The sequence below is a fragment of the Thiobacillus denitrificans genome, assembly GCF_001530125.1.
In the GTDB taxonomy this organism is placed as follows: Bacteria; Pseudomonadota; Gammaproteobacteria; order Burkholderiales; family Thiobacillaceae; genus Thiobacillus; species Thiobacillus denitrificans_C.
The window spans coordinates 127,328-145,568 of record NZ_LDUG01000036.1; the positions used below are offsets into that span (position 1 = coordinate 127,328).

At 62.4% G+C, this 18,241-nt stretch carries 22 protein-coding genes and 1 other RNA gene; 3 read left to right on the top strand and 20 right to left on the bottom strand.

All coding sequences use genetic code 11. The features are described 5' to 3' along the window. Positions 1–13: 13 nt before the first annotated feature. From ABW22_RS12990 to ABW22_RS13080, 20 genes are all read right to left on the bottom strand, one after another. On the bottom strand, positions 14–361 hold the full coding sequence (locus tag ABW22_RS12990; RefSeq protein WP_059757413.1) for a DUF3024 domain-containing protein: 348 nt from the start codon (positions 359–361) through the stop codon (positions 14–16). 35 nt (positions 362–396) lie between these two features. After that, positions 397–666 carry an antitoxin gene (locus ABW22_RS12995; protein ID WP_059757416.1) on the bottom strand — a complete coding sequence of 90 codons (270 nt, stop codon included), beginning with the start codon at positions 664–666 and terminating at the stop codon, positions 397–399. Positions 667–679: 13 nt separating this feature from the next. Then, positions 680–907 carry an addiction module protein gene (locus ABW22_RS13000; RefSeq protein ID WP_202813954.1) on the bottom strand — a complete coding sequence of 76 codons (228 nt, stop codon included), beginning with the start codon at positions 905–907 and terminating at the stop codon, positions 680–682. A gap of 63 nt (positions 908–970) precedes the next feature. Continuing rightward, positions 971–2,075 (bottom strand): peptide chain release factor 2 gene (prfB, locus tag ABW22_RS17395; RefSeq protein ID WP_157648639.1). Its coding sequence is split into 2 segments (ribosomal slippage): positions 971–1,993 and positions 1,995–2,075, totalling 1,104 coding nucleotides; the frame shifts between segments, so codons are not numbered across the junction. 15 nt (positions 2,076–2,090) lie between these two features. Next, entirely contained in the window at positions 2,091–3,374 is a 1,284-nt protein-coding gene (locus ABW22_RS13010; protein ID WP_059757422.1) for an MgtC/SapB family protein, read from the bottom strand. A gap of 384 nt (positions 3,375–3,758) precedes the next feature. Continuing rightward, positions 3,759–4,046, bottom strand: a complete 288-nt coding sequence (locus ABW22_RS13015; protein WP_157648640.1) for a hypothetical protein — start codon at positions 4,044–4,046, stop codon at positions 3,759–3,761. Continuing rightward, positions 4,043–4,312: a hypothetical protein gene (locus tag ABW22_RS13020; protein ID WP_059757428.1), complete on the bottom strand. Its 270-nt coding sequence runs from the start codon at positions 4,310–4,312 to the stop codon at positions 4,043–4,045. The genes ABW22_RS13015 and ABW22_RS13020 overlap by 4 nt, the downstream gene beginning before the upstream one ends. Beyond that, the gene (locus tag ABW22_RS13025) at positions 4,302–4,640 is read right to left on the bottom strand and encodes a hypothetical protein (RefSeq protein ID WP_202813956.1); all 339 of its coding nucleotides are present in this window, start codon (positions 4,638–4,640) and stop codon (positions 4,302–4,304) included. The genes ABW22_RS13020 and ABW22_RS13025 overlap by 11 nt, the downstream gene beginning before the upstream one ends. A 21-nt stretch (positions 4,641–4,661) precedes the next feature. Further along, entirely contained in the window at positions 4,662–5,189 is a 528-nt protein-coding gene (locus ABW22_RS13030) for a hypothetical protein (protein ID WP_059757430.1), read from the bottom strand. A 14-nt stretch (positions 5,190–5,203) separates the two neighbouring features. Then, positions 5,204–5,797 carry a hypothetical protein gene (locus ABW22_RS13035; RefSeq protein WP_059757433.1) on the bottom strand — a complete coding sequence of 198 codons (594 nt, stop codon included), beginning with the start codon at positions 5,795–5,797 and terminating at the stop codon, positions 5,204–5,206. Then, a complete protein-coding gene (locus tag ABW22_RS17400) occupies positions 5,790–6,230 on the bottom strand; it encodes a hypothetical protein (RefSeq protein ID WP_157648641.1) in 441 nt (146 codons plus the stop codon). The genes ABW22_RS13035 and ABW22_RS17400 overlap by 8 nt, the downstream gene beginning before the upstream one ends. After that, the gene (locus ABW22_RS13040; protein WP_202813957.1) at positions 6,227–7,273 is read right to left on the bottom strand and encodes an AAA family ATPase; all 1,047 of its coding nucleotides are present in this window, start codon (positions 7,271–7,273) and stop codon (positions 6,227–6,229) included. The genes ABW22_RS17400 and ABW22_RS13040 overlap by 4 nt, the downstream gene beginning before the upstream one ends. After that, on the bottom strand, positions 7,270–7,701 hold the full coding sequence (locus tag ABW22_RS13045; RefSeq protein WP_157648642.1) for a hypothetical protein: 432 nt from the start codon (positions 7,699–7,701) through the stop codon (positions 7,270–7,272). The genes ABW22_RS13040 and ABW22_RS13045 overlap by 4 nt, the downstream gene beginning before the upstream one ends. After that, on the bottom strand, positions 7,698–7,994 hold the full coding sequence (locus ABW22_RS17405) for a helix-turn-helix transcriptional regulator (protein ID WP_157648643.1): 297 nt from the start codon (positions 7,992–7,994) through the stop codon (positions 7,698–7,700). The genes ABW22_RS13045 and ABW22_RS17405 overlap by 4 nt, the downstream gene beginning before the upstream one ends. 347 nt (positions 7,995–8,341) lie before the next feature. Continuing rightward, the gene (locus ABW22_RS13055) at positions 8,342–9,607 is read right to left on the bottom strand and encodes a tyrosine-type recombinase/integrase (protein WP_059757443.1); all 1,266 of its coding nucleotides are present in this window, start codon (positions 9,605–9,607) and stop codon (positions 8,342–8,344) included. A gap of 171 nt (positions 9,608–9,778) precedes the next feature. Next, positions 9,779–10,145, bottom strand: a transfer-messenger RNA (tmRNA) gene (gene ssrA, locus ABW22_RS13060). Positions 10,146–10,229: 84 nt separating this feature from the next. Continuing rightward, positions 10,230–10,613 carry a SirB2 family protein gene (locus ABW22_RS13065; RefSeq protein ID WP_059757446.1) on the bottom strand — a complete coding sequence of 128 codons (384 nt, stop codon included), beginning with the start codon at positions 10,611–10,613 and terminating at the stop codon, positions 10,230–10,232. Between the two features lie 3 nt (positions 10,614–10,616). Next, the gene (locus tag ABW22_RS13070) at positions 10,617–11,282 is read right to left on the bottom strand and encodes an HAD-IA family hydrolase (protein WP_082708838.1); all 666 of its coding nucleotides are present in this window, start codon (positions 11,280–11,282) and stop codon (positions 10,617–10,619) included. Positions 11,283–11,302: 20 nt separating this feature from the next. Further along, positions 11,303–12,001: a bifunctional 2-polyprenyl-6-hydroxyphenol methylase/3-demethylubiquinol 3-O-methyltransferase UbiG gene (gene ubiG / locus ABW22_RS13075; protein WP_059757449.1), complete on the bottom strand. Its 699-nt coding sequence runs from the start codon at positions 11,999–12,001 to the stop codon at positions 11,303–11,305. Further along, complete coding sequence (locus ABW22_RS13080; protein ID WP_059757716.1) at positions 11,998–13,323, bottom strand: TRZ/ATZ family hydrolase; 1,326 nt, start codon at positions 13,321–13,323, stop codon at positions 11,998–12,000. Before ABW22_RS13080 ends, ubiG begins: the two co-directional genes overlap by 4 nt. A gap of 101 nt (positions 13,324–13,424) precedes the next feature. Here ABW22_RS13080 and gyrA point away from each other — a divergent pair, with 101 nt between their 5' ends. From gyrA to ABW22_RS13095, 3 genes are read left to right on the top strand one after another with little or no spacing between them, the layout of a single operon-like run. Beyond that, positions 13,425–15,983 carry a DNA gyrase subunit A gene (gene gyrA, locus ABW22_RS13085; protein WP_059757450.1) on the top strand — a complete coding sequence of 853 codons (2,559 nt, stop codon included), beginning with the start codon at positions 13,425–13,427 and terminating at the stop codon, positions 15,981–15,983. A gap of 3 nt (positions 15,984–15,986) precedes the next feature. Beyond that, positions 15,987–17,066 carry a 3-phosphoserine/phosphohydroxythreonine transaminase gene (gene serC / locus ABW22_RS13090; RefSeq protein ID WP_059757453.1) on the top strand — a complete coding sequence of 360 codons (1,080 nt, stop codon included), beginning with the start codon at positions 15,987–15,989 and terminating at the stop codon, positions 17,064–17,066. Beyond that, the gene (locus ABW22_RS13095) at positions 17,059–18,237 is read left to right on the top strand and encodes a phosphoglycerate dehydrogenase (protein WP_059757455.1); all 1,179 of its coding nucleotides are present in this window, start codon (positions 17,059–17,061) and stop codon (positions 18,235–18,237) included. The genes serC and ABW22_RS13095 overlap by 8 nt, the downstream gene beginning before the upstream one ends. Positions 18,238–18,241 lie beyond the last annotated feature (4 nt).

An 18,241-nucleotide genomic window follows, 5' to 3' on the forward strand; every position in this document is an offset into this window, starting at 1 on the left:
CGCATTGGATGGGTCAGCCGAAAAAACACGCATGTTTGTCTTCGGCCACCAGCGCGAGAAAGGCGTCGAGCGTGTCCACTTCCGGGGCGGGCGGGTAGCCGTGCCATTTGAAATCGGCGCGCATCCAGTACACCTTCCAGACGTTTTGCGTTTTGACGTAGGTTGCTTTGGCAACCGGCGATTCCATTTTTTGACTCGGGTTGTCCCAGACGGGCCGGATTTCGAACAGCTCGACGCTCTGGCCCTGCAGGCGAAATCCGAGGTCGAGCTGGCTGCGGATGGCGGGCGGCGGACGGTGCGCTTCGATAAACCGGCCGACCGTTTTCTCGATCCGCTTGCGTTCAAGTTCGCTGAAAGCCATGGGGTGTGCCTGTTACTGAGGTATCGACAGGGCGCTTATTGCTCGTCTGGCGGGACGCCTTCGCCAAAGTCGCTCCAGTCGCGATCTTTCTGTTCGTGGAACGCCCGGCCTTCGCCCATGAAATCCGGCGAGAAGGCAGCGAAGGCTTCGGCGAGGCCGGTCAACTTGCGTTTGACGACCGGGCGAAGCACCAGTGTGTCGCCGATTTTTTCAATTTCGACATCCTGGTCGGCTTCGAAGATAGCGAACTCTTTGGGGCTGCGGGTGGCCAGCGAGCGACCGATCTTGAAAATACGCGTGAGCATTCGGACTACTTGCTCACATTGCGTAGCGCTGGCGGATATGCTCGAATACCGCATCGCCGGGGACGACCTCCACGCGGCCGGCGCGCAATTCATCGAGCCGGCGCTGTGCCACGTCCATCCACGCGGAATCGATCGCGCTTTCAGGTGCATTCAGGCTGCGCAGCAGCGTATCCACTACGCGTGCCCGTTTTTCCACTGGCAGCGAAGCTACTTCGTCGATCAACTCAGCTGTTTTCATCATCGATTCCCTTCATGCATGGCCAATCGAAGTTTACGCCCGCCATCAACCGCAGGAAACCGTGATTTACACGCCCTGTTTCAGGCTCGCCTCAATGAACATGTCGAGGTCGCCGTCCAGCACCTTCTGCGTGTTCGTGGCTTCGACGTTGGTGCGCAAATCCTTGATGCGCGACTGGTCGAGCACGTAGCTGCGGATCTGGTGGCCCCAGCCGACGTCGGACTTGCCGGCTTCGAGCTTGTCCTGCTCGACCTGGCGGCGGCGCAGCTCGGCTTCGTAGAGCTTGGACTTCAGCATCGACATCGCCTCGGCGCGGTTCTTGTGCTGCGAGCGGTCGTTCTGGCACTGCACCACGATGCCGCTGGGCAGGTGGGTGAGGCGCACCGCCGAGTCGGTCTTGTTGATGTGCTGGCCGCCGGCGCCGGACGCACGATAGGTGTCGACACGCAGGTCGGCGGGGTTGATGTCCACCTCGAAGGAATCGTCGATCTCCGGGTAGACGAATATGCTGGCGAAGCTGGTGTGGCGCCCGCCCGAGGAGTCGAACGGGGATTTCCGCACCAGACGGTGCACCCCGGTTTCTGTACGCAAGGTGCCGTAGGCGTAGTCGCCCTCAATCTTGATGCTGGCTGATTTGATGCCGGCGACGTCGCCGTCGGATTCTTCCAGTAACTCGGCCTTGAAGCCTTTGCGTTCGGCGTATTTCAGGTATTGCCGCAGCAGCATCGACGCCCAGTCGCAGGCTTCGGTACCGCCCGCGCCGGCCTGGATGTCGATGAAGCAGTTGTTGGGATCCGCCGGATGGTTGAACATGCGGCGGAATTCCAGGGTCGAGACGTCCTTTTCGAGGCTGGCGATGTCGGCCTGCACGGCGGCGAGGGTGTCGTCGTCGTTCTCCTCGCGCGCCATTTCGAACAGTTCGGACGCATCCTTCAGGCCCGAGCTGACGCGGTCGAGCACTAGCACCACATCTTCCAGCGACTTGCGTTCGCGGCCCAGTTCCTGGGCGCGGGTGGCGTCGTTCCAGAAATCAGGCGCTTCGGACAGGCGGCTGACTTCTTCCAGGCGGTCTTTCTTGACAGCGTAGTTAAAGAAACCCCCTGAGCTGGGTGGCGCGCTCGCCCAGGTCGGCGAGTTTGGATTCGATCTGATTGAGGCTTTCGGCTTCCATGATAGGGCTCGGTGATTAAGCGGAAAAGCCCCGAATTATAGCCCAGGCCAACACCAGGCCCAGACCTGCCGTGGCCATGCCGGCGATAGCGTGGCGTGCCATCTGCCAGCCGCCGATGCCGAGAGCGAGCGCCGATTTGAATACCAGATTGGCCAGGGTGGCGAGCGTGATGACGTTGACCAGCACGGTCACGGACAGTTTGTCCAGATTGTGCAGGCGCATGCTGGACAAGGTGATGGCGTCGACATCGGTCAGCCCGGACAACACCGCCACCGCATACAAGCCACGTGTCCCAAGCCAGTCGGATAGCCAGGCTGCAGCGAGCAACACCACGCCATACATCAGGCCGAAGCCCAATGCCGTGCGCAGCTCGGTGGGGTTGCCCATCGCCAATGCGGGCAGTTCACCTTGCGGTTGCAGCCGGTGCACGCCATACGCGGCGCCCAAACCGCCGACGATCAGCCCGCCTGTCAGCACGGGCAGCAGTTGTGCCAGGACCGCGGGCGCCACAATTGCGGCCAGCACGCCCAGGCGCACCAGCACCATCAGGTTGGCCAGCACGATGACGATGACCGCAATCGGAATCATCGTGTCGCTGGCGCGGGCGTGGCGGCTGAATGACAGGGTCGTTGCAGTCGATGACACCAGTCCGCCGAGCAGGCCCAGCATCACCGCGCCGCGTTGTTGTCCGACCACTCGCAGCGCGGCATAGCCCGCCAGTCCCACGCCGGCGATCAGCACCACCATCCACCATATTTGGTGCGGGTTGATCGCCCCGTAGGGGCCGTAGTCCTGGTTCGGCAGCAGCGGCAGAATAATCAGCGCAAGCACCGCGAACTGCAGTATCGACAGCAGGTCGCGACGGCTCATATGCTGGCTCAGACCGCGCAGCTCGGGCTTGAAGTACAGCAGCATGGTTGCCGCAATCCCCAGCATCACCGCCAACTGGACTTCGTCGTGCCACACCAGCACGCCGAGGCCGTAGCACAGCATCAGCGCTGCCACTGTTGTCGTGCCAGGGTCGCCGTCCGCTGGTTGCGGCGAGTGCAGATAGGCCGCAATCATCATGCTGCCGACCAGCAGCAGGCCGACGGCAATCAGCCAGAGTTCGCCGAACTCGGTTGCCAGATGCGCCGTCAGCACGCCGAATAGCGCGGTCAGCGCAAAGGTGCGCAGCCCCGCCTTCGCCGCCGGGTTGCGCTCGCGCTCCAGCCCCATCAGCAGGCCGATCGCCAGCGCCACCACGTAACGCGGCAAGGTGGCCAGTTCGGCGGGCAGCCAGGTGAGGATCTCGTCCATTTTGATTCGTATTTCGGAAGGGGGGGCATTGTCGGTTGACATGACAAGTATGCCCCCGCCTGATCAATTCGCAATCGCACCTGCATCGGCCTGGGTTCAACCTCGCCAATGCGAATGTTTCGGGCAAAGAAAAACCCCAACCGTTTCCGGCTGGGGTTTGGGTATTGGTGGGCCGGGGTCTCTTTAATCATGCGCTGCAAGCCTCATGGATAAAGGGGTTTGTGCTTTTGCTGTCGGGTAGTTACTGCGCCTGTTACTGCAACCCGTGGCCGGTGCGGGTGCAATCGAGGCGAAAAAAAATCCCGGCACATGGCCGGGCTGGATTGTCTGTGTCCACCGCCTGCCCAGCAGGAGGTCGTCCACGATGCTCAGTCTGCGGCTACCTCACGCGTACAGCCTAAGAGTCTCGGCCATCACGTCATAGCCCGGCTCCATGCGTGCCAGCGGTGCCGGTTGATCGCGGTGGCTGGCGACGTCGAGCAGTTCCAGCACACGGGCCTGCGCATCCACCGGCAGATCGTCGAACTCATCAGCCCCGTGTTCGGCAAACATCGCTGTGAGTTCGTCCAGTTCGGCGCCGGACAGCAGCGCCAACACGGCGGACGTCAACGGGCTGGTTGTGTCGGGTCGATACCGGGCCTCTAGGCGTGCGACGCGGTCGAGCAGGCTCATGACGCTTCCCCCGCTCGGCAGCGCTGCGCAGAACCGCAGTCGTCGGCATCGGGGCAACCCTCCCGGCTGCGGTACTCGGTCGGCTCGGCTCCCATCGCTGCGGTAAAACCTGCTATGTCACAGGGGTGCGGGAACTCGATCAGCCAACACTTCGTGACGGTGCCGGCCTGGTCGATCAAGCGGCGGACGAACACCAGCGGCACGGTCTCATCCTCCACGGTCTTGATGCGGGCTTCCAGATTTTCAATGCGTGACTCAAGACTCATCACAGTCCCCTTCTAACTGTTGCTCCAACTGTTGAATACGCTGTTCAAGTTCAGCATCCACGATCACGCGGCCCAAACTGTTCAGGATGAACGCCAGCCGTGACGCGTCGCTGGTCGCCACCTTCCCAGACTTGGCCTGTCTGTATAGGCGGCCCAGTTCTGCCTTTAGATCGGACAGCTTGGACAACGGGATGAACTTCTCCCGCTTCCGGCTGGGGGTGGGGGGTACAGGCAAGCCCGTTGCGCCATCGATCACGAAGCCGTCTTCGTCGGTAGCATCGCTGGCGCCGTAGGGTTGCCGTGGCTGCGTTGAACTGGGTTTGCCCATGCTATCCCTCACCCTCTCCGATTAAGCGCGCCAACGCACCCATGCGCGGATTGTCGGCACTGCCGCCGCCAGCGCGGGATCGGTCAGTTCACTGTGCGAAAAGGCTAGCAAATCGGTCGGCAACATGCCCAAGCTCTGAGCCAAGTCGGTGTACACGCCACTGGGGTAAATGGCGCGAAGGGGGGCATATGCTGGCTGTGGAACCGGCGTGTTATTCGACACAGGCATCAATCCATGGCGCGGGGTGCCATCGGGGTTCCGCAGGACTTCGCCGGTCGAGTTCCGGTCGAGGTGCGAATAGACCGCGCGCGGGTCTTTGCCAAGAAGATCGTCAATCCGAAGTAGCGCGGCGTAAATGTCCGCGCCGTGGCTTTCGCCGTGCTCGACGCCCGATTTATGGGTTGAACCTTTGGCGGCGGCATTGACCGTGAGCATCGACTGAGCGGCGCGCACGGCCTCGGCCAACAGGGTGAACTGTTCGGCCTGCGTGGCGGTCAGGGTTGTGGTGCGGATGGCTTTGCCATCACGGTAAACGGTTGCTGTAGACATGATGTTCTCTCCTTTTAAGCGTGGTTGAGTTCGGCCAGCACAGCGGCGCGGGCTTGGTTTGGGCTGGTGGGGAAGCGTGCTTGCACTTGTGCCTGGACAAGCTGACCAAGGTGCCAAGGGTGGCCGTACTCGTTCAGCAGTGAGCGGGCAGCGTATAACTTGGGTTCGGCCTGAGCCAAGCTTTCAAGAGCGGTTTCGCAATCGTTGAACAGTTCGTTTGCGATTTCGACCAGGCGATCCTTTTCGGCCTCGCGGATCGCGGCGATGATGGCAACACCCTTTTCGTGGAGCGCCTTGTGCTCACCCTCGAAGCGTGTCTTGACGGCGTCCAACACACGCAGGCGGGTCGAGGTCTCGATCCCGTTCGCGGCCTGCGTCTTGGCATCGGCAAGGGCTTTCTCTGCGCTGGCAGTGTCGGACTTTTCGCCCAATTCCTGACGGGCAAGATGTTCGATCAGATTCTGCTCAGCCGCCGCAATACCGGCGGCATTGTCGGTGGCTTCGGTCTCGATGTCGTGGCACTCCGCTGCAATGTCACCCAGCTTGGAGGCGATAGCGGATTGCTGGCGCCGGACTTCGGCAAGCTGGTCATTCAGTTTTTTAAGCATGGTGGTTCCTTTCGTGGTTGGTGGTACAGGTTGTGGCCGGGATGGCCGGGGGGACTTCTCGGGCGATTGCCCGGAAACAAATAAGAGCCGACACGGGATCGGCGAGCGCGACTTGCAGCGCCACCGCGTGTTCGGCTTCTGTGAATTGGTAGCGGTCACCGCACAGTCGAACGAGGTCGGTTAATTCAGCCTCGTTTGTAATGTGCGCGGCCACCTCCAAATGTGCGGCTAATGTGCGGGGCTTTTCCGTGCTTTGTGCGGACAATGTGCGGGACGATGTGCGCTCAAGAACCGCACCGGCTAAGGCTTTCAGGCTGGTCTGTGCGGATAATGTGCGCGGTAATGTGCGGCTTTCATCGCTAATGTGCGGATGTGCGGTTCCTAGGGTGCGCACATCCGCACATTTCGTTTTTGCGGTCGAGTTGGTGTTCATGCCGCCCCCCTTTTAGCTCTTGGCAGGACGATGTTCTTACCGGCTGCGTTCGCCTTATCCACCAGCCTGCCAAGCGCAAATCGGCTCAAGCTGAGTTCTTCCTGTATCTCGGCACGGCTGGCACCGTCACGCACCAAGGCTTCCAGCCGGTCGAGAATGCCATCCTCAGCCGGGGCGTATTCCCATCGGATGCCGTTGTCGTCGCCGTGCAGACACACATCAAGCGGCTGGGCTTCGTCGCCGGTCAGGTTGCGTGCCTTCTCAAAGTGAAGCTCGAACTTGGCACCATCCGCCGGGTTGTACTCGGCAGGGCGGCGCAGGCTGATAACCGTGTCGAGAACATCCTCGCGGCGACTGGCACCCCGCTGCTGCCCCCCCTTGCCTGCATGGTGGATGAACAGCACAGCTCGGCCTTTAGCGCGATGGCGAAGCGCCCATTCCTGAACCGGGAGCCAAGACTCGCCTTCGTTTTCCTTGCCGCCCCGGGCGAGCGTGCTCAGGTTGTCGATTATGATCAGGTCGGCTTCGTCTGCGTACAGGTCGATAGCAGCCTGCCCGGCATAGTCGGACAGGTTGGGCATGACGCCGTTAGGTTGCAGATCGGGTGTCAGGATGTTGAAGCCGTCAGGATCGGGTTCACCGTCGAAGGCGCCGACGATCAGGGCAAGGCGCGATTGCATCACCCGCGCCGGGAGTTCGCCGTCGATATACAGCACGCGGCGCTTGCCCGGTGCGTGCCAGCCCAGCAGATCGCAACCACTGGCGACGGCGTAGGCGACGGACAGACCCAGCCATGATTTACCAATGCCGCGCCATGCGTAAATCATGCTCAGGCTTTGCTCGGTCAGCCACGGCGCCAGCATCGGTGCGCGCGGCGGGATTTGCTTCTCCAACAGTTCGGACAAGCTCACGCAAACCGGCGTCAGGCGTGGCGCTGCGAGTTTCGTGGCGGCAGTCGATACCGAAGCCCCAGCCATACCGTTTGCGGCGCTCTCCGTCGATTCTGCGGGGACCAGGTGTTTTGCAAAACTGTTGGGCTTCACGCGGCAGACCTCAGTTCGAGAGTCGCGACAATTTCGCTGGTAGTGAGCGTAGTCTTGCCCTGTGCCATGCAGAAGATCGGGCAGGCCGTAGCGCCAGCGGCCAGCGCAGCAGCAGCCACTTCGAAGGCGCGCGCAGGTTCATCGTGGTGGACGACCATGCAGCCCAGCTCGGCCACAAGGCTGAGGTCGAGCTGGTCGAGCTGTTGATCGTCAGGCACGACGACGCGCGGCATGGCGCGGCCAAAGCGCCAGCCAATGCTTATCACCAGAAAAGGAACCGTCTGGCCGTTCCGGCGAGCCACAACAAGATCGCGCCCGAAGGCTGGCAAGCGGCGTGCCGTGCTGCTATGCTTTGCGCTGTCAGTTGTATGTTGTGAGGCCGCTTCCCGATGCCAGTCGGAGCGGCCTTTTGTTTGTGCGACGTTCATGCAGCCTGCCGGGTTGCGTCGTCCAGTTGACCAGTGAGTTTTGCGAAACGCTTGGTGCGGTCAGCTACCAAACGTTGAACCAAGGCACGAATTCCATCGTCATTTACGCCAGCAGCGCGGGCTGCGTTGATCGCGTCAATCTCGCGTTTCGGGATTGCGGCGGCACGCAAGCCAACCTTCACGGGTGGCGGCGTCAGGCCCTCCGCGTGAGCTTTGTAGTAGCCAGCACGACACATGCAAAGCTGTTTGCAGCCTTCGTCGATTCTTACCAGTTGAAAATCATCATTGTGCATTCCGTGCTCTCCTTGGGCGTTGAGGAATGCGCTTAGATTAATTACGCTGGAAGCGCAAAGGCAAGAACTAAATAACTTGTAATATTTCTGTAAGTGTTTGATTACTAATACCAAAAAGGTAGCGTAAGCAATGATGGTAGCCCCCGTGTTCAGGATTGACGCGGGTTTCAGGTCGATTGTGACGGGCGGTTGTATCGGGTCGATACCACTATCGCTACCATTGCGGTAGCGGTGTTTTCAGGCTGTTTGCTTGCAGTGTTGAAACGGTCGAATCAGCGGTTTTGAAATTCCCGCGAAAGTGCGATCAGGACTTGCGGCGGAAGTGGGTGCTCGCCGCCGGCAGGGTGTCAGGCAGCGGCCCTGCCGTGGAGCGGCACCACGTTCGCCCCGGCCTTGATGGTTTCCAGATAGCCAGCCCACAGACGCATCATGAGGTGTCGCTGTTCCAGATGCGCGGTGCGGTTGTAGGCGCGCCCATTGGGGTCTTTGACGGCGTGGGCTAGCTGGTGCTCGATCAGGTGCGCATCGAAGTGCAAAACCTCATCAAGGATCGTCCTCGCCATCGCCCGGAAGCCGTGGCCGGTCATTTCCTCCTTGGCGATACCCATGCGCCGCATGGCCGCTAGAATGGCGTTGTCACTCATCGGGCGTTCGCTGGTGCGCGCGCTGGGGAAGACGTAGCGCCCGCGCCCGGTCAGGGCCTGAACTTCGCGAAGTATTTCAACAGCCCGTGGTGCCAGCGGGACGATATGGCCGGTGTCGGTCTTCGTCACGGTGAAGCGCCATTCCTTCGCGTCCAGATCAATGTGCGCCCATTCGGCCTTGCGTAGCTCGCCCGGCCGCACGAACACCAGCGGCGCAAGCTGCAATGCACAGCGCACGATCAGCGATCCACGATAGGCGTCAATCGCCCGCAACAGTTCCGCCACCTTGGCCGGTTCGGTGATTGCAGCCATGTGCCCGCCTTTGACCGGCTCCAAAGCGCCCCGCAGGTCACGGGTTGGATCGCTCTCGATATGCCCCTCGGCAACAGCAAAGCGGAAGACCTGCCCGCAATTGGTAAGCGCCCGGTGCGCGGTTTCAATCGCCCCGCGCGCCTCAATGCGACGCACGGCGGCCAGTATTTCCGGCGGCTTGATTTCGCCTATCGGGCGAGCGCCCAGCCAAGGAAACAGGTCACGCTCAAGACGGCGGATGATTTTGTCGCCGTGGCTTGGCACCCAGCTCGATGATTTTTTCGCGTACCACGCACGGGCGACAGCCTCGAAGCTGTTTTCAAGCGGGATTCCTTCCGCCACGCGCCGTTCGGCTTCATTCGCTTCTGCCTGTTTGACCTTGGCCGCCTTGCGGGCGTCGCTGGGGTCTGTGTTGGCAGCCACCAATGCACGCGCGCCCTTGGCCTTGTCGCGCGCCAGTGATAGGCCGGTGCTTGGGTACACGCCTATGGAAATGGTCTTGCGCTTGCCCGCGATGGTGTAGTCGAGCCGCCACCACTTTTTCCCGTCTGGACGGATCAGCAGGTAAAGCCCGTCGCCATCGAACAGGCGGTAAGGGGCTGGCTTGGGCTTGGCCGCCTTGATGGTCGCATCCGACTTGATGAGGTATTTCGCCATTGCAGTAACTCCCTCGACGCAGTGACAGCAAAAACGCTGATACTGCGTACGTTACTGCAAGATAGGCTGGATTTCAACGGATGTTACTGTACGGCCTTGGACGCCAGACAAAGAAAAAGCCCGTATTTTCACGGGCTTAAGGATGTTTCTGGATGTTGTTGGATGTTGAATTGGTGGAGCCGGGGGGAATCGAACCCCCGTCCGCAAGCCCTCTACAGGCAGTTCTACATACTTAGTCCGGTGTTTTTGTGCTTTAAGCTCGATCACGCCCGCCGAACAGGCTGGATTTTGCCGAGTCGCCTTGATTTAGCCTTCACCCAAGCGACCCGGATGAACGCGATTTCATGTGAATTAACTCACTGTCGGCTTGCGCCGGCCCGGCCCATGAACGATCCGGTGTGAGTCCTAGACCTTAAGCGGCTAGGGCGTAGTTTTCGTCGTTTGCGACTAAGTTTTTTTCAGTTGGATTTACGAGGTGCTCTGACCCTCGGTATGCCCTACTCTGCTTTGCGACCCACGTCGAAGCCAGGTCGGCCCCATGTGTGTTGCTACAACAAGTGTACTGCATAGAGAGGGGGCCGGATAGAAAGTTCCGGCGCGAAAGGATTTTCTGCGGGGCGGTTTACTGCCCGAAGGGGAAGGGGTCGTGCGTGATCGCGACCGCCACCATGTAAGCGAATACCAGCAGGGCGGTGAACCAGGCGGCGATGCGCTGGCCACGGGTTTTTCCGCGCTTGAGGGCAAGGGTGCCGAGTACGATGTAGGCGATCAGGGCGAGCACCTTGGCGGTGAGCCAGCCGTGCACCAGCGGGTATTGCTGGATCAGCACGGCCAGCCCGATGCCGCTGGCCAGCAGCAGGGTGTCGATGAGGTGCGGGACGATGCGCACCCAGCGTGCCTGCAACCGGGGGGAATCCGCCATCATCCAGACGCCGCGGAGGACAAACAGCGCCAGGCTGAGGGCGATGGTGGCGAGGTGCAGGTTTTTGATGAGGCTGTAGGCCATCGTTCAGCTTCCCAGGTAATCGAGGGTTTCGGCCGGGTGGTGGATTTGCGCATGCGCCCCCCAGTTAAGCGGGCGATCAGCGGCGTCGAGATAGCCCCAGGCGGCGACCAGCGCGGGCATGGCGGCGGCGCTCGCGGCCTGGATGTCGCGTTCGGCGTCGCCCAGGTAGAGGCACTGCGCGGGCGTGGCGCCGCACAGTTCGGCGGCAGCGAGCATCGGCGCCGGGTGCGGCTTGGCCTGCGGGCAGGTGTCGCCGGAGACGATGCAGGCGGCGCGCTCGGCGAGGTCGAGCACGGACATCAGCGGCTCGGTGAAGCGCGCCGGCTTGTTGGTGACCACGCCCCATTTCAGCTGGCGCGCTTCGAGCTCGGCCAGCAGGTCGAGGATGCCGGGGAAGGGACGCGAGTGACGGCAGATGTTGTCGGCATACAGCCGCAGGAATTCCTCGCGCATGTGGGCGAAGCGCGGGTTGTCGGGGTGCAGGTCGAACCCCACGCCGAGCAGGCCGCGCGCGCCGTGCGAGGCCTGCGGACGGATGACAGCGTCGGCCAGCGGCGGCAGGCCGTGCTGTGCGCGCTGTAGGTTGAGCGCGTAGCCGAGGTCGGGCGCGGTGTCGACCAGGGTGCCGTCGAGGTCGAACAGCACCGCCTTGATGCCATCGAGCTTCACTGCCTTAATCTCCACGGCGTTCAATCCCCACGGCGGGTCGCCAGCAGGTAGTTGACGCCGGTGTCCGCTTCCAGCTTGTACGCCTTGGTCAGTGGGTTGTAGATCATGCCGATCAGTTCATGGGTGTCGAGCCCGGTCTCGCGTGCCATGCGGGCGAGCTCGGCGGGCTGGATGAACCTGGCGTAGTCGTGGGTGCCGCGCGGCAGCAGCTTGAGGATGTATTCGGCGCCGATGATGGCAAACAGATAGCTCTTGGCATTGCGGTTCAGCGTCGAGAAGAACACCCAGCCGCCGGGCTTGACCAGGCGCGCACAGGCGGCAACCACCGAGGCCGGATCGGGCACGTGTTCGAGCATTTCCATGCAGGTGACGATGTCGAATTCGCCCGCATGCTGGTCGGCGAAATCTTCGGCGGACACCAGCTGGTAGTCGACGCTTTTGCCCGATTCATATAAATGCAGTCTGGCGACCTTGAGCGCCTTGTCCGACAGGTCGATGCCGCTGACCTCGGCGCCGGCGCCGGCCATCGCCTCGGCCAGGATGCCGCCGCCGCAGCCGACGTCGAGCACGTTCTTGCCGGCCAGCGGCGCCAACTGGTCGATCCACTTCAGACGCAGCGGATTGATTTCGTGCAGCGGCTTGAATTCGGAGTTCGGGTCCCACCAGCGATGGGCGAGTTCAGAAAACTTGGCGATTTCGGCGGCGTCGACGTTGCTCATGACTGTCCTTTTGCGATGAGTTTGCTGCGCCAGTAGGCGGCGCGGGTGGCCAGGTCGTCGGCATCCAGATCGACCAGGCGGCGGTTATTCAGTTTCAGCGTGCCGTCGACCCACACATGGGTGACGTGCTCGCGTCCGGCAACGTAAACCAGGTGCGAGACAGGGTCAAACACCGGCTGGCTCGACAGGGCGTGCAGGTCAACGGCGACCAGGTCGGCGCGCTTGCCGGGGACGATGCTGCCGATCCGGCTGTCGAGGTTGAGTGCGCGGGCGGCGTCCAGGGTGGCGGCCTTGAGCGCGGCGGCGGCTGGGAGGGCGGCGGCGTCGCCGCTGGCGCCCTTGGCCAGCAGGGCGGCCAGGCGCATTTCGCCAAACAGGTCGAGGCGATTGTTGCTGGCGGCGCCGTCGGTGCCGAAACCGAGATTGACGCCTGCCGCGAGGAGTTTGGCCACCGGCGCGATGCCGGACGCGAGCTTCAGGCCGGAGCTGGGGCAGTGCGCCACATGACAGCCGTGTTGCGCCAGCAGCTCGACTTCGGCGTCGTTCACGTGGATCGCGTGGACGCCGATGAAGTTGGGGCCCAGCAGGCCCAGCCGCGCCAGCCGTTCGAGCGGCCGCAGCCCGTATTGCTTGAGGCTGTCGTGGATTTCGTCGGCGGTTTCGTGGATGTGGGTGTGGATGGGCAGGCCGAGCTGTTCGGCCAGGGTGTTGATGCGGCCGAAGGTGGCGTCGGCGATGGTGTAGGGCGCGTGCGGGGCGAAGGCGAAGCTGAGCAGCGGCTCGTCCTTGAGTTCATCGCGCAGGGCCAGCCCCTTGGCCAGATAGTCGTCGGCATCGACCGCATAGGCGCTGGGGAATTCCAGCACGATCATGCCAAGAGTGGCGCGCATGCCGGCCTGCAGAAAGGCTTCGCCCGCGGCCTGCGGGAAGAAATACATGTCGTTGCAGCAGGTGACGCCGCCCGAGAGCATTTCGGCGGCGGCGAGCAGGGTGCCGTCGCGCACGAAGGCCTCTGAAACCAGCCGTTTTTCGGCCGGCCAGATGTGCTCGTTGAGCCAGGCCATCAGCGGCAGGTCGTCGGCCATGCCGCGCAACAGCGACATCGCGGCGTGGCCGTGCAGGTTGACGAGGCCCGGCATCAGGGCGTGGCTGGGCAGGGTGACCGTTTGCGCGGCGTCGTAGCGTGCTTGCGCCGCGGCGGCGGGCAGCACGTCGAGAATCCGGCCGTCCTGTATGACGACGGCATGGTCGGCCAGCGCACCATCGGGTTCGACGGGCACCACCCATTGCGGCAGGAGAATAAGATCGGCGGGGGCTTTCATGGTGGCCTGCATTCTCACTGTTTGGCCGTAGTTTGGCAAAGCCCGGTGGAGCCGGCGACCATGCTAAAATCACGGGCTTTAAGTCAACAACAAAGCCGGTTATGGAACAGTTTGCCAAGGAAACCCTCCCGGTCAGTCTCGAAGACGAGATGCGGCGCTCATACCTCGATTACGCGATGAGCGTGATCGTGGGGCGCGCGCTACCGGATGTACGCGACGGCCTGAAGCCCGTACATCGCCGCGTGTTGTTCGCGATGCACGAGCTCTCCAACGACTGGAACAAGGCTTACAAGAAGTCGGCCCGCGTGGTCGGCGACGTCATCGGTAAATATCACCCGCACGGCGACACTGCGGTGTACGACACCATGGTGCGGATGGCGCAGGATTTCTCGCTGCGCTACCCGCTGATCGACGGCCAGGGCAACTTCGGCTCGGTCGACGGCGACAACGCTGCGGCGATGCGTTACACCGAAGTGCGCATGTCCCGCATCGCACACGAGCTGCTGGCCGACCTCGACAAGGAAACGGTCGATTTCGGCCCCAACTACGACGGCTCGGAGCATGAGCCGCTGGTGATGCCGACCAAGATCCCCAACCTGCTGATCAACGGCTCGTCGGGCATTGCGGTGGGCATGGCGACCAACATCCCGCCGCACAACCTCACCGACATCTGCACCGCGCTGTTTGCGCTGCTGGACGATCCCGAGACCGACATCGAGTCGCTGATCGCCATTGTCAAGGCGCCGGACTTCCCGACTGCTGGCATCATCTATGGCCTGTCTGGCGTGCGCGACGGCTACCGCACCGGGCGCGGCCGCGTGGTGATGCGCGCCACCTGCCATTTCGAAGATGTGGGCAGGGAGGGCGGCAAACAGGCGATCATCATCGACGAGTTGCCGTATCAGGTGAACAAGGCCAATCTGCTGATCAAGATCGGCGAGCTGGTACGCGAAAAACAGATCGAAGGCATTGCCGACCTGCGCGACGAATCCGACAAGTCGGGCATGCGCGTCTACATCGAGCTGAAGCGCGGCGAAAACGCCGACGTCATCCTGAACAATCTGTACAAGCAGACGCAGATGCAGGACACCTTCGGCATGAACATGGTGGCGCTGATCGACGGTCAGCCGCGCCTGCTCAACCTGAGGCAAATGCTCGACGCCTTCCTGCGCCACCGCCGCGAAGTCGTCACCCGCCGCACCGTGTTTGATCTCAGGAAGGCGCGCGAACGCGGCCACATCCTCGAAGGCCTGGCAGTGGCGCTGGCCAACGTCGACGAGATCGTCGAGCTGATCAAGAGCTCGGAAACCCCGGTGATCGCGAAGGAGCGCCTGCTCGGCCGCGCCTGGAAGTCGGCGATGGTCGAGGAAATGCTGGCGCGCATCGATCCCGAGTTCTCGCGTCCGGTGAACATCGGTCCCGAGTTCGGCCTGCACGCCGACGGCTACCACCTGTCCGAGATCCAGGCGCAGCGCATTCTGGAAATGCAACTGCAGCGCCTGACCAATCTGGAATCGGACAAGATCATCGGCGAGTACAAGGAGATCATGGCGAAGATCGCCGACCTGCTCGACATCCTCGCCAACCCGGCACGCATCACCCAGATCATCCGCGACGAGCTGACCCAGATCCAGGAGCAGTTCGGCGATGCGCGCCGCTCGGCCATCGTCGAGAACGCGCAGGACATGTCGATGGAAGACCTGATCAAGCCGGAAGAGATGGTGGTGACGTTGTCGCATGGCGGCTACATGAAGACCCAGCCGATGGACGACTACCGCGCGCAGAAGCGCGGCGGGCGCGGCAAGCAGGCGGCGGGCACCAAGGACGAAGACTTCATCGAGAAGATGTTTGTCGCCAACACCCACGACTACATCCTGTGCTTCTCCAACCGCGGCCGCCTCTACTGGCTCAAGGTCTACAACGTGCCGCAGGGCGGGCGCGGCGCGCGCGGCAAGCCCATCGTCAACCTGTTGCCGCTGGAGGAGGGTGAAAAGATCAACGCCTTGCTGCCGGTCAAGGCCTTTGACGACGATCACTATGTGTTCATGGCGACCAGCAACGGCATTGTCAAGAAAACGCCCCTGTCGGACTTCTCGCGTCCGCGCACCGCCGGCATCATCGCGGTGGGTCTGGACGACAAGGATTTCCTCATCGGCGCGTCGATCACCGACGGCCGCCACGATGTGATGCTGTTCTCGGATGGCGGCAAGGCGGTGCGCTTCGACGAAAACGACGTGCGCCCGATGGGCCGCACCGCACGCGGCGTCATCGGCATGAAACTGGCCAAGGGCAAAAAGCTGATTTCGTTGCTGGTGGCCGAAGACGAGAACGACTTCGTGCTGACCGCGACTGAAAACGGCTTCGGCAAGCGCACGCCAATTGGCGAATACACCCGCCATGCGCGCGCGACGCAAGGCATGATCGCGATCCAGACCAGCGAGCGTAATGGCCGCGTGGTCGCCGCCACGCTGGTCAAGCCGGACGACGAAATCATGCTGATCACCACCGGTGGCGTGCTGATCCGTACCCGGGTCAAGGAAATCCGTTCAATGAGCCGCTCCACGCAGGGCGTCACGCTGATCAACCTGGACAAGGGTGAAAAGCTGATCAGCCTGGAAAAAGTGGCTGAAACCGACAACGAAGAAGAATTGGGAGAGTAAAGCATGACGATCTATAACTTCAGCGCCGGCCCGGCCGTGCTGCCCAGGGACGTTTTATTGCAGGTGCAGGCCGAGATGATCAACTGGCACGGCAGCGGCATGTCGGTGATGGAAATGAGCCACCGCGGCAAGGAATTCATGGGCATCGCGGCGGAAGCGGAAGCCGACCTGCGCGAGCTGATGGGCGTCCCCGTCCACTACAAGGTGCTGTTCCTGCAGGGCGGCGCGTCGAGCCAGTTCGCCATGGTGCCGATGAACCTGTTGCGCGGCAAAACCGGTGCGGACTACCTGAACACTGGCGAATGGTCGAAAAAAGCGATCAAGGAAGCGAAACGCTACGGTGCGGTGAACGTGGTGGCGACGAGCGAAGACAAGCACTTCAGCTACGCGCCGACGCAGGACCAGTGGAAACTCGATCCCGATGCGGCCTACGTGCACTACACGCCGAACGAAACCATCGGCGGCGTTGAAATCTTCTGGACCCCGGAGACCGGCAGCGTGCCGCTGGTGGCCGACATGTCGTCGACCATCCTGTCGCGGCCGATCGACGTGTCGAAGTTCGGCGTGATCTACGCCGGTGCACAGAAGAACATCGGCCCGGCCGGGCTCACCATCGTCATCGTGCGCGAAGACCTGATCGGGCAGACCGTGCCCGGCACGCCGACCATGTTCGACTACAAGATCCACGCCGACAACGAGTCGATGTACAACACGCCGGCGACCTTTTCCCTATACACGGCGGGGCTGGTGTTCAAGTGGCTGAAGGCGCGCGGCGGCCTCGCCGCGATGGAAAACACCAACCGCGAGAAGGCGAACCTGCTGTACGACGCGCTCGACGCGACCGACTTCTACAGCTCGCCGGTGGCGAAGGAGAACCGCTCGCTGATGAACGTGCCCTTCACCCTGAAGGACGCCGCGCTCGACGAGGCCTTCCTCAAGGGCGCCAAGGAACTCGGCCTGATCCAGCTGAAAGGCCATCGCTCGGTCGGCGGCATGCGCGCGTCGATCTACAACGCCATGCCGGTCGAGGGCGTGCGCGCACTGGTCGATTACATGGGCGAATTCGAGAAAAGCCATGGCTGAGCCGCGCAAGATTCTCACCCTCAACGCCATTTCCGCGCGCGGGCTGGCGCGGCTGCCGGAGCATTACACCGTCGGCGGCGACATTGCCGACCCGGACGGCATTTTGGTGCGGTCGGCCAACATGCACGACATGGATATCCCGGCGACGGTTCGCGCAATCGCTCGCGCCGGCGCCGGCACCAACAATATCCCGGTCAAGAAGCTGTCGGAACGCGGGGTGCCGGTGTTCAACGCGCCGGGTGCCAACGCCAATGCGGTGAAGGAACTGGTCATCGCGGGCATGCTGCTGGCCGCGCGCAACATCGTGCCCGCGATTAGCTTTGTCGAAGGCCTCACGGGCTCCGACGAGGAGATGCACAAGGCGACCGAAGCCGGCAAGAAGCACTTCGCCGGAACTGAACTGCCGGGCCGCACACTCGGCGTGATCGGCCTCGGCGCGATCGGCTCCTATGTTGCCGAAGCCGCGATCAAGCTCGGCATGGACGTGGTGGGCTTCGACCCCGCGATCACGGTCGATGCTGCGTGGCGGTTGCCGTCGCAGGTCAAGCGCGCCGAGAACGTCGAAGACGTGCTGCGCATGGCCGACTTCGTCACGCTGCACGTGCCGCTGTTGGACGCCACGCGCAACCTCATCAACGCCCAGCGCATCGGCGCGATGCGTCCCGGTGCGGTGCTTTTGAATTTCGCGCGCGAAGGCGTGGTCGACAACGTCGCCGTGATCGAGGCGCTCGACGCCAATAAGCTGCACGCCTACATCTGCGACTTCCCGGCGAACGCACTCAAAGGCCATGCCAAAGTGGTGGCGCTGCCGCACCTTGGCGCCTCCACCGAGGAGGCCGAAGAGAACTGCGCGGTGATGGTGGCCGAACAGCTTGCCGACTATCTTGAAAACGGCAATATCCTCAATTCGGTTAATTTCCCCAACGTCAGCATGGCGCGCGAATCCGCATACCGCATCGCGGTTGCCAATGCCAACGTGCCCAACATGGTGGGGCAGATTTCGTCGGTGCTCGCCACCGCCGGACTGAACATCCACAACATGCTCAACAAGTCCAAGGGCGACATGGCGTATACGCTGGTTGACGTCGACAGCGCCGCGACCGATGCCGTCATGCAGCAACTCTCCGCTATCACCGGTGTGCTCGCCGTGCGCTATCTGCCTGCCGCCTGACGCG